Raw genomic sequence first — 11,122 nt, 5'->3', positions numbered from 1 at the left:
TTGCCATGCAACGCAACCGCAACCGCACCCGCACCTGCGCCCGCAACTTTCTGCGGCCCCTGTCTACGGCCATTACCGCAGCCGCCGCTGTCACCATCGCCCTGGCCCTGAGTGGCTGCGAGCGCGCATCCAGCTCGGCCGCTGATGCGCCATCAGCCAGCACTGCAGCCAGCAGCCCACCGGCCGCCGCGCCCATCACTGTGCAGCACCAGCTGGGCAGCACCGTCATTCCCCGCACCCCGCAAAGGGTGGCTGCGCTGGAAATGAATGAGGCTGATTTCCTCGACCAACTCGGCGTGCCGATTGCCGGCATGGTCAAAGACTATGTGCCGCACTTTCTGGCCAAGTACAAAGCCGATGAGGCCGTGCAAGACCTGGGCGCCATCGTGCAACCCAACCTGGAGCGCGTGCATGCGCTCAAGCCCGACCTGATCCTGATCACGCCCCTGCAGGCCAACCACTACCAGGCGCTGAGCGAGATCGCACCCACCATCCACCTGGATGTGGATTTCAAGGACAGCCATGCCCGGCATATCGCGGTCGTCAAAGAGCATTTGCTGACCCTGGGCCGCATCTTTGACAAAGAGGCGCTGGCTGCACAAAAGGTGGCCGCATTGGATGCCAAGCTGGCGCAAGCCCGCCAGCGCATCGAGGGCAGCAACGACAAGGCCTTGATCGTGCTGCACAACAACGGCGCCTTCAGCTCCTTCGGCCCGCAGTCGCGCTACGGCTTTGTGTTCAGCGATCTGGGCGTCAAGCCTGCCAGCACCGATGCCGAGGGCAGCCTGCATGGCCAGCCCATCTCCAGCGAGTTCATCCAGCAGGCCAACCCCGACATCCTCTATGTGGTGGACCGCAGCGCCGTGATGGAGCGCCACGCGGTGATGACCGCCGACCAGCTGGCCAACCCCTTGTTGCGCGAGACCAAGGCCTGGAAGAGCGGCCGCGTCGTCTTTGTCGATGCCGACGCCTGGTACACCACCGGCGCCAGTCCCACGTCGCTCAGCCTGCTGATTGACGACGTGCTGCGCGGCTACCCAGGCTGATCGCTAGCCAGCCGTCAGCCAGCCACCAAGCCCAGCTTCTCTTTTTCCCTCCCGTTGTAGCCAGGTTCCGACCCAGCCAAAAAACCTCCAGGCGCATTGCGCTGGGCACCGCCGTGCGCCAAGCACCGGCGCCCGCCAGCGCGCCGCCCTTGCTTTTTCTGTAGTCATCACATCTAAGGAACCAGGCATGTCTCAACGCCTTCAACCCCAGCACCGTGCCGCCCGCGCTTTGCGCAGCGCAGGCCACGCCGCGCCGCTTGCAGCACCTTTCCCTCTGCGCCGCAGCGCGCTCAACCCCCTCAGCCCGCAAGTGCTGCTGGGCCTGACCATTGGCGCCATGCTGGTCGCAGCGCCGCTGGCCAACGCACAAACCAGCAGCGCGGCCGAGCCGGCAGCAGCGGCAGACAACGCCGTCACCCTGGCACCCATAACGGTGCAAGAAAAAGCCGCCCAGGTCGCAGCGCCCTACGCCGGCGGCCAGGTCACCACCGGCGGCCGCGTGGGCCTGCTGGGCGACAAGGATTTCATGGAGACGCCGTTCAGCACCATCGGCTACACCGAGAAGTACATCGAAGACCGCCAGGCGCAGAACATCACCGATGTGATTGCAGCCACCGACCCTACGGTGTTCAGCAACGGCGTATCCGGCGCCTGGGCCGAGAACTATTCGATCCGGGGCTTCTCGTCCAGCTCCACCGACATGACCTTTGGCGGCCTCTACGGCATGGCGCCGTACTACCGCACCTCGCCCGAGATGTTTGAGCGCATCGAAGTGCTCAAGGGCCCATCGGCGCTGCTCAACGGCATGCCGCCAGGCGGCTCGGTGGGCGGTGCCGTCAACCTGGTGCCCAAGCGCGCCGGCAACGATCCGCTGACCCGCTTTACCACCACCTACATGTCCGATTCGCAGTTTGGCGGCCACCTGGACATGGGCCGCCGTTTTGGCGACCGCCAGCAGCTCGGTGTGCGTTTCAATGGCGTCTACCGCGATGGCGATGGCTCCATCCAGGACCAGCAAAAGAAGGTGCAGCTCGCATCCCTGGCGCTGGATTGGCGTGGCGACCGCGCCCGCCTGTCGGCCGACTTCTATGCCAGCGACGACCGGGTCAACGGCGTCAACCGGGGCATCAGCCTGTCGCCCGGCCTGCCCATCCCCAAGGTGCCCAAGGGCGATACCTTGCTGAACCCCGATTGGTCCACCGTGCGCACCAAGGACAAGGCCGCCATCCTGCGCGGCGAGTACGACCTGAACGACCAGGTCATGGCCTATGCCGCCTTTGGCATGAGCAAGACCGACTACCAGTACAACGGGGCGATGTCGGCCCTGGTGCTGAACACTGCAGGCGACTTCCGCACCACGATGGGCCAGCTCGCCTTTGATGTCAAAAAGCAGTCGGGCGACGTCGGCATCAAGGGCCGCACCCAGACCGGTGCCGTGGGCCACCAGTGGGCCATCAATGCCACGCACTACGCCCACAAGCAAAACGACTACGGCCGCCGCAGCGTGCCCGGCGCCGACTGGACCACCAATATCTACAACCCGGTATGGGGCCCGGCGGCCGACTTTGTTGCTCCCCACATCTCCCACACCGAGGTGCGCCTGGCCAGCTATGGCATCGCCGATACCTTGTCGATGGCGCAAGACCGCGTGCAGCTGACCCTGGGCGTGCGCCGCCAGCAGGTGATCAGCGACACCTACAACATCACCTCGGGCGCGCGCACCTCGCGCTATGACGAAAGCGCCACCTCGCCCGCCGCTGCGCTGCTGGTCAAGGCCAGCGACAACCTCTCACTCTATGCCAACTACATCGAAGGCCTGAGCCAGGGCGCCACCGCACCCATGACTGCTGCCAACGCCGGCGAAGTGTTTGCGCCGTACAAGAGCAAGCAAAAGGAGATGGGCCTCAAGCTCGACCTGGGCGACTTCGCCCACACCGTCAGCGTGTTTGAGATCACCCGGCCCAGCAGCTACACCGACCCTGTGACCAACGTCTACTCGTTCGGCGGCGAGCAACGCAACCGTGGCATTGAGTGGAGCTTCTTCGGCAACGCCATGCACGGCCTGCGCCTGATGGGCGGTGTGGCCTACACCGCGCCCAAGCTGACGCAAACCGCTGGCGGCGTCAACCAAGGCAAGCTCGCCACCGGCACGCCCAAGTGGCAGGGCAAGCTGGGTGCGGAGTGGGATGTCCCCGGCGTGCAAGGCCTGGCCCTCAACGCCAACGCCACCGCCGTATCCCGCCAGTACATCAGCGCCGACAACAGCCTCTGGGCCGCCGGCCGCACCACCTACGACCTGGGCGCCCGCTACAGCACCAAGGTGGCCGACAAGCCTGTCACCTTGCGGGCGTCTGTTCTGAATGCGACCAACAAGTCCTACTGGGGCATGCCCCAGCTGTCCAGCCTGGCGCTGGGCGCGCCGCGTACGTTTGCGCTGTCGGCATCGGTGGATTTTTAATTGAGTCAGAGCCGCTAACACGACCCAGCAAACCGAAGGTTTGCGGTTGAGGCTGGGCGCCCCCGAAAAGGCATCAAGCCGCAGACAGTACAGGCGTGCGACAAGGCTTGAGGCGGCTGGCTAGGCATCGACGTATCAAGGGTTGTGTTAGCGGCTCTTAGTAGCTACCTTGCTGCAGCGCTTGCCGCTGCGTTGGGTGTGGTGAGTAGGCCCAGATTGCTGCTGCCGTTGGTAGGGGTGATCTGGGCTTTTTTGTTGGGCTGGGGCGGTCTTGCGCGCAGATGCAGTCCATGCGAGGCACTGTGCAGACGCAAAAAAACATGCCCTGGGCATGTGTATGTATAGAGAGATCAGGGGAGGGTGGACAGAAGGCCTGGTGGTGCTGGCTTGCCAACCATTGGCAGGGCAGAGCAAAGGCGCTGTCAGAGACTGGATCGCTGCGCTGCAATGGCGCTATCGAAGCCGGTGTTCATCGCAAAAAAATGCGTGGCTAGTGTGAACCATTGGCTGGCAAAAACGACTTCCGGACAGTTCCGGTAAGTCGCCCCACGATGAACCTTGGAGTAGCCGCAATTGCTACGCCATGGGTGCAGTATACGCTCAATTGAGAATCATTCGCAAATAAGCTTTGGGGTTGTGGGGTGATTGGGGTCTTGGGCGCCGGTGGATCGTAAATCGCAATTCGTCGAGATCGACTCCGAAGAGGCTTGAAGTTATTGCGAAGGGTTGGCGATGCATTTCAGCCGGTATCGAAGTGTCGATTGGCAGTGATCATGCTTCGATATCCGTTTTAGGCTGCACTGACTCAGTCACAGCCAGCGCTCTGAGTGACCGCCGCAGTCATCACCGGTCGTTAAATGATCAGCTATTCGTATAGTCGCTCTGCAGAGTCTTGGCGCTCGGCTGCTCCTATCCAACAATACCGCCCAGCAGTAAAACTTTCCGGCTACCAAGGCTAGCGTTGACAACGTGCAACTGACCAAGATGCGCCCTTGAACACGTTGCCCCTTACCTCAGCGGCCATGCTGCCGAACGGTCTTCCACTTAAGTCACTTCTTTATATCCAACTGCCGATTCCGTCGCGGTCCGGACTGCCACTGCCATCTGCCTAACGGTCATGGCAAGGTGGATCTCCGTTGTGTAAGCCACCCAATCTGTGTTGTTGCCCCTCTTGCCGCGGTGTCCTGTCGCGATCTCCCTGATGTTCTCTGCGCCCCATCCGAAATCATTGGGTTGGAACCAAGTAGCGTTGACCAGTCTTCGGGCGATTTTGTAGTACTGGCTCGCTTCCCCTCTCTTAGGCAAGTGCCCTTTGATAATCTGCCAACGCGTGGGCAAGGTGTACTTCGCCTTAGGTGCCGGGATGGCCATGCCAGAGTGTGGGATGTAGACAGATGTCGGATGGACGATGCCATAGTCACCAAACATCAGTGCTGGTACGGCGGGCCGCAGCGCTTCCCAGATGTCAACTTCAAGTCGCCGAACCTCCAACTCATCGTCTTTCGGTAGATTCTGCGACTCGGGCATATTCGATCCCAACACGACGAGCCGTCCAAAGCCCCGTGCCGCCAGGTCCTTGAAGCGCCCCTCCAACACGGACGCGTCTACCACCTGTGGGCCGCGGAGGGACTGCATGTCAGCAATGACCATCAGTCGCTCTGGTGCAATGCGTAATGCCGCACGCAGGGCATTCAGTCGGCTGAACGTTTCCTCCCACAACAGCAGGTCATGCTGCTGCAGCCGGAACGCAGCTTTCGCCGATTCACCTTGTCCCCGCACCGCGGCTAAGAACGCGGCTTCATAGGCGTCGTCGCTGCGATCAAAGGCAAAGCACATCGTCGGCTGGAACAACGCCTGTTCAAATGCCATCGCCAGATACCGGAGCGGATGCATTCCGCTGGCGGTGCGGAGATCTGATGCTAGCTGAGAAATGTCCAGCAAGAACTCTTGCTTGGTTGCCCAGGCTTCGCGAACGAACTCCACAGCTATCTCGAGCTGATCGTCAACGGGCGCACCGGATTCAGGCGCCTGCACGTCAAATAGTGGCAGCAGCCTCGCCTTGTCTATCGGCTCAAGGTTGAGCAGCGCCTGCTTCTCACCGTTTTTCGTCCGAAGTACCGGCATATAGACCGGGGCCATCCCTATTTTCATGATTGCTAGTCCCACACAACGTTCGGGAAATGACGCCGAACCTCGCCCTGACCCAGGTATTTGGTCAGAATTTTCCAGTTGTTCGTTTCTCGCCGGATCCTCCCAGCCACGATGGCGGGGCTAATCCGCAATTCACTCGCCAAGCTCTCTATAGCGTCACCCGTACGACGGCGTGCCGCATCTGAGCGCGCCCATACTGCGCGCGGAATCATGACTTCAGCAGCTATTGCATCCGCCTCGCGCTCTCTCTGATCAGTCGAATCGACATTACCGATGTCATCCACAAAAGCAATAGCTTGGCTCCCCAGATGCCTTTGCAAGTGGGCCAGCTCGTGCATCAGGGTAAACCAGAATGAATCCAGCCGATCATGGCGCAGCGTCATGCCAATGATGGGCGAACCGTCATCGTCGCGAACCACCGCACCGTCCAGCTTCATGCCAGAAAGCTCCCGCTCTACCACGAGTGAGATGCCCTTCATGGCCAGAAACTCTTGCGCCAGGGCTGGTCCCTGGTCCGTGCAGCTCAGCTTAGCGACCTGCTGCATAAACTCTGTCGACAATGAGTTGGGAATGAACCGCGTGCTATGGCGCTGTTCCTGGCGTGCGCGCAAAACGACCCGGGAAAGCCAGGCGTAGGTGCTTAGGCGCGTGCCCTCGTCGATCCCGCCATACACCGACCGACGCATGAACACAGGCGTCGCGCCGAGCGACACCCGTGCGAGGAAGTCTTTGACCTGTGCCAAGGCCCCCTGAGCATCCAGGGATTGACTGCCTAACCAGCCACGCCGAACCATCTCCTTCAGAGGCAGCTTCTTTAGGTCCTCGTCCGTGAACGTGTCGCCAGGCTGGGACTGGCCGATCAGCACCTCGGCCGGAATCTTCAGTTCACGATGCAGCACCCGGATGTGCTCAATGCTCAGCGGACGCTTGCGATTGAGAATTTCGGAGGCGCGAGAGGCACTGCCAAGCGCAGTTGCCAGATCCTTTTGACTCCAGCCGAGCTCGGCCATCTTAAGGGCAATGGCGTCTACCGGATCGATGGACGTGAGTGCATAGCGCTCCTCCTCGTAGCGTTCAAGAACCATGGCCAACAGCTCCAGCTCGTCATTTGGCTTGGCACCATTGCTAGCAGAGGCCATGAGGGAGCGCAGCAGTTGCAGGCATTCCTCGTACTGGCTCTCATTACGAATTACACGGATCTCGATGTCCGCAACGGGGTTTTCGGCCCTCTTCACACTGAAAGTCCTTCCACAACGCCAACTCGCTCGATGCAAACTACAGCCGCCGAATAGCAAACCAGCGCTTCCACGTAAACGCCCTGCGCGTCGAAGTTGAAGCGCACCGTATCGCCGCTTGCACGCGCCCGAGGATGCTGCTCCAGCAGATCCTTCAGGTCGCGCCACTTCGCCGCGCTGACTTCCTTGCACCACAGCGTCAGCCGGCGCCTCGCCAGTACAGGTGCCTCAAAGTCTGCAAGAGCGTTTTTTCCAACGAGCTTCATGGTCTGAACTCTATCACATTCCCAAAACGGGAATTGCGAAATTAAATTGGGAAAAATCATTCCAAGCGTTTAACCGCAGTGGCGGTGACCAAGGTCAGTGCTGTGACGCATAGCGCCCTTCTGGCAGGCCATGGCTTTCAAGTCAGGATTAGGCTTGCAATGCCGCTGGCGCAGGATAGATGGCTGGGCCGCTGCGCAATTGATCGAGTACCGCTTCAACGGTGTCGAGCCGGTCTTTGGTCTTGATGGTGTCGAAGGCCAATGGATCCCAGGTATAAGCACTGATCCATTCGACCATGTTGTCGTGCTCGGGATCATCTGGGTTGGCCATCGCCTGCACGACCTGAGCATAACCTAGCGCACCTCCACAATCTTCCGGTGGCGCTGAACAGGCGCCACCGGCGCACAATGGCAGGGGCAGCAGCGGATCCGATGCGAGCTTCTTCTCGACCTTTATGCGTTGGTCCCAGTAGTCCCCGAAGTCGTAGACATGGCTCAACGTCGACCGGTTCAGCGCGGTGGTCAGTCGCGTGCTCTCGCTGGTGATCGAGCCAGGCTCGTCATACAGCGGATCGGGCGTGCCATAGCGCTCGCCGTAGCTAGCGATGAACTCGTGCAGGTGCGAGTGGCCCCAGCCAAAGGTTGCCTGGATGACCTGGTGCAGCTTGATCAGGGTGATCGTCTCTTGTACCAGGACACGCCGCCAGACCTTAGGCCTGATGCCGCGCAATTCGTTATGCAGTTGCAGGATCGCCGTCGGTGTCTTGATCCATTGTGCCTTGCTTGCCATGCTCAAGCTGCTCTTCAGTGGTCTTCGGCGTGTCGGCCGATGTTCCACGGCAGCAACTCGTCGATGCGGTTGATGGAATGCTCTGCAATGCGCGTCAGCACATCGCGTAGATAGGCCTCGGGATCAAGCACGTTCAACCTTTCGGGGGCGTCCGGCCATCAAGACGGAAGCAGCGTCGGGTACTTGGACTTATACTCACGCGTAACGAGACGTCACTACCCACACCCATGGCCCTACCTGCAACTGTTCCCATCAGTAACATCAGCAATTCGCACCGTACACGAGCGAAATTCAACGATCTGGCTGCTGATGAATTAGTTTTTGCCGTCGTAGGTCCAGTTGGGTCCGGTACCACTTTTGTTGCTGATGCACTGGAGCGATTAGTAGCAAGTCAATTCGAAGGCTCAAAAATTCATCGTATTAAGGTGAGTCAGATCATTGAGAAATCGATCGATTCATCAGAGCTTGACCGGTTGAAGGCGGGTTCTCGTCTTCGCCGTGCAACTGCATTTCAAGATGCTGGTGATGGCCTTCGCGCAGGTGATGAGGCTGCGCTTGCAGTAAGAATTGCGGAGATAATCAAAGAAAAACGCGACAAGCCTGATGATGTTTCCGCAGTTACTCGGATTAAAGAAGAAAAAAGTAAGCCGTTGACGGTTCATATCGTCGACTCGCTTAAACACCCCACTGAGGTTGAACTGTTGCGCGGGTTGTATAGAGAGGCCTTCTGTCTGATTGGAGTCGTGTGCGAGGAAAGCACTCGGCTTAGCCGCCTACGCGAGAAGAAATGCAGTGACTCCTCAACTGATGAAATCAAGTCGTTTATGCGGCGCGATGAAAATGAAGAGGGGAAGAAACATGGCCAGAAAGTTTCAGAAACCTTCCATTTGGCAGATTTTTTTGTCGACAACACGCCATCGCGTCTAACGGATGATTCAAAGGAAAATCCGGAGTGGAATGTTGCGGATAAACTTGGACGACTAATTGATATTCTTGGCGGCAAGAAAATCATTCGACCTGATGCTAGCGAAACGGGAATGTTTCATGCGGTCGGCGCTCAGTTCCGGAGTGCATGTTTGTCTAGACAAGTGGGCGCTGCGCTAGTTGATCAGAGCGGATCTGTAATTTCCACAGGAACAAACGAAGTGCCGGCGGCTGGCGGAGGAGTATACGGTTTTAATTTTGAATCTGGTGATGGCTCGGGCATGGAAATTCCTGACCATCGCTGCTTCTCCACCAATAGATATTGCAGCAATAACAGAGAGCAATCTGCTATTATTGCTGAAGTCATATCTGCCATCCCTGAGTTAAATCAGGCGGCAGATCCATCCAAGGTCGCAAATCAACTTAAGGGAACTGCATTAGGTCGACTTTTAGAGTTTAGCCGCGCAGTGCATGCAGAGATGGATGCGCTTCTGACTGCTGCACGTAAGGGCATGTCAACAGTGGGTACTAAGCTGTATGTAACCACCTTTCCTTGTCACTATTGCGCACGACATATTGTTACTGCAGGGGTTGAAGAAGTCCAGTACATTGAACCCTATCCTAAGAGCAAGGCGTTGAGTCTGCATAGTGATGCGATTCACCAAATTGCTAAGGGTTGGAAGTCGCCGCAAAAAGGGCGTGACGGGAAAGTCCTATTTAGGCCCTTTACGGGGGTTGCGCCTCGTCTGTACAGGAGAGCATTTATGAAAGATAGAAAGTTGAAGGATGAGAGCGGAGGCCTTTCGATCAGCGAGCCTTTGTGGGTTAGTGGGCTGATGCGTGATAGCTATACTTCACTTGAAGCCCACGTGATAGAGGCTCACCGTGTCGAAGATTAGCAACGTTATTTCCCTATTTCGCGGGAAAAATGTTGCTGCAAAATATGAGGGTGAAGAGGAATCCTCATCGAGCGAAGCGTGGCAGATATCGCTGCCATTTAATGCTCCACCCATGGTGTTTGTGATTCACTCTGAAGTGCTGGCATTGAATGTAGATTTCAAGGCATTTATTGAGGCCATTGAGCCAGTGGCTATTTTTGATATGCGAAAGGCACCTCGACTTGATTTTATTTCCTCAAATAGGGTTAATTCTTTCGCGCTGCTTGATTCGATGCATGTAAAATATTTTGATGTTTTAGGTAGGACTGGATTTTCATCCTCTCGCGCCTCCGAATTTGAATTATCTGTGTTTATCGGGGACATCTGCAGTCGAGCGGAAAGCATTGGGGGAGATAATCATCCAATGATTATGCTCTTTGATGATTCTGATTTTTACCATCGTTGCGAGAGGGCGTTGGTCAAGAACTTCGATTTAGAGAATGTTTCCAAAAACTCTCTCGCTGAATTTTCTCATGGGGATTCGAAGCTGAGGATGTAAGCTCCAATGATTCTGAAAAGAGCCGACCTACTTTTTAGTGGGTTGGCTTTTTTGTTCGGGGCCTGCAAGCCACCTTTGACCACTCCAGGTTGCACGATGTCTATTGACCTCGGAAATTGTGTCAACAGGTCTACCGAGTGCAGGAGGTGAGGTTCTGCGCCAAAGTCTCCACGATCCGACTTTTCCCGGCCTATCGTCCAGCCCGCCCGCAGCGTCGGCTCCATCCGGGACCACGCTCGGCTTCCAGCGAGGCCCCTTCTCCTCGCCCTGCAGGATCCTGATGCGTTCTGAGGCGCAGGCCACTTCCTGCGGTGTCTTCATATTGGCCAGATTCTGGAGGATCTCGTTCTGCATTCGAAGGCCCACGCTCTCCAGCGCGGACTTCGCACGCGACTGCTGCCGGTCATCCCTGCGGTCTTGTGCACCTTCACGAGCCTTATGCTGCTCGGTCAGCAAGGAGCATGCTGGGGCAACTGCTGGCGACCGGGCGGTGTGCGGATGCCCATCTGCTGACACAACTTGGCCTGCTGGTACTGCGGCGAGTCGGTCCCATAGATGAGGCGTACCGGTTCCAGCTTGACAGTGTTACCGCAGCGATGGCACCTTGCATCGCCGCGCTGGGATTGCCCGCTGCTTTGTGTGGGTCGGCGGTCAGGCTTGGTACCGGCTGCTCGATACGAGCGCGCAGATACTCGTGCGTGCGGACATGCATGGCACTGTAGAGGCCCTGCTCGTTCTTCCTGATGAAGTAGTTCGCGAAGTACTTCTCAGACTCCGAACTGCGGTACCCATAGGGTATCGAGCAGAGAACTCAG

General features: G+C 58.1%; 8 protein-coding genes and 1 pseudogene. 4 read left to right on the top strand and 5 right to left on the bottom strand.

Going from position 1 to position 11,122, the window contains the following annotated elements:
• Window positions 1–5: 5 nt before the first annotated feature.
• A complete protein-coding gene (locus ACHWUQ_RS12235; RefSeq protein WP_394681294.1) occupies window positions 6–1,046 on the top strand; it encodes a siderophore ABC transporter substrate-binding protein in 1,041 nt (346 codons plus the stop codon).
• A gap of 187 nt (window positions 1,047–1,233) precedes the next feature.
• Window positions 1,234–3,504: a TonB-dependent receptor gene (locus ACHWUQ_RS12230; protein ID WP_394681293.1), complete on the top strand. Its 2,271-nt coding sequence runs from the start codon at window positions 1,234–1,236 to the stop codon at window positions 3,502–3,504.
• A gap of 1,044 nt (window positions 3,505–4,548) precedes the next feature.
• Here ACHWUQ_RS12230 and ACHWUQ_RS12225 read toward each other — a convergent pair.
• The 5 genes and pseudogenes from ACHWUQ_RS12225 to ACHWUQ_RS12205 all read right to left on the bottom strand — a co-directional run.
• Window positions 4,549–5,655 (bottom strand): beta family protein, encoded by a 1,107-nt coding sequence (locus tag ACHWUQ_RS12225; RefSeq protein WP_394681292.1) that lies wholly within the window; start codon window positions 5,653–5,655, stop codon window positions 4,549–4,551.
• 5 nt (window positions 5,656–5,660) lie between these two features.
• Complete coding sequence (locus ACHWUQ_RS12220; protein WP_394681291.1) at window positions 5,661–6,890, bottom strand: ImmA/IrrE family metallo-endopeptidase; 1,230 nt, start codon at window positions 6,888–6,890, stop codon at window positions 5,661–5,663.
• Window positions 6,887–7,156: a hypothetical protein gene (locus ACHWUQ_RS12215; RefSeq protein WP_394681290.1), complete on the bottom strand. Its 270-nt coding sequence runs from the start codon at window positions 7,154–7,156 to the stop codon at window positions 6,887–6,889. Before ACHWUQ_RS12215 ends, ACHWUQ_RS12220 begins: the two co-directional genes overlap by 4 nt.
• Before the next feature lie 148 nt (window positions 7,157–7,304).
• The gene (locus tag ACHWUQ_RS12210; RefSeq protein ID WP_394681289.1) at window positions 7,305–7,946 is read right to left on the bottom strand and encodes a plasmid pRiA4b ORF-3 family protein; all 642 of its coding nucleotides are present in this window, start codon (window positions 7,944–7,946) and stop codon (window positions 7,305–7,307) included.
• Window positions 7,947–7,960: 14 nt separating this feature from the next.
• A pseudogene (locus ACHWUQ_RS12205) lies at window positions 7,961–8,086 on the bottom strand (transposase domain-containing protein); the annotation flags it as partial.
• An 87-nt stretch (window positions 8,087–8,173) separates the two neighbouring features.
• Here ACHWUQ_RS12205 and ACHWUQ_RS12200 point away from each other — a divergent pair.
• Window positions 8,174–9,769, top strand: a complete 1,596-nt coding sequence (locus tag ACHWUQ_RS12200; protein WP_394681288.1) for an anti-phage dCTP deaminase — start codon at window positions 8,174–8,176, stop codon at window positions 9,767–9,769.
• Window positions 9,756–10,307: a hypothetical protein gene (locus ACHWUQ_RS12195; RefSeq protein WP_394681287.1), complete on the top strand. Its 552-nt coding sequence runs from the start codon at window positions 9,756–9,758 to the stop codon at window positions 10,305–10,307. Before ACHWUQ_RS12200 ends, ACHWUQ_RS12195 begins: the two co-directional genes overlap by 14 nt.
• Window positions 10,308–11,122 lie beyond the last annotated feature (815 nt).

This window comes from uncultured Comamonas sp. (assembly GCF_964277875.1).
Taxonomy (GTDB): domain Bacteria; phylum Pseudomonadota; class Gammaproteobacteria; order Burkholderiales; family Burkholderiaceae_C; genus Comamonas; species Comamonas sediminis.
Note: the sequence above shows the minus strand (reverse complement) of the source record. Positions and strands in the feature narration are given on the sequence as shown.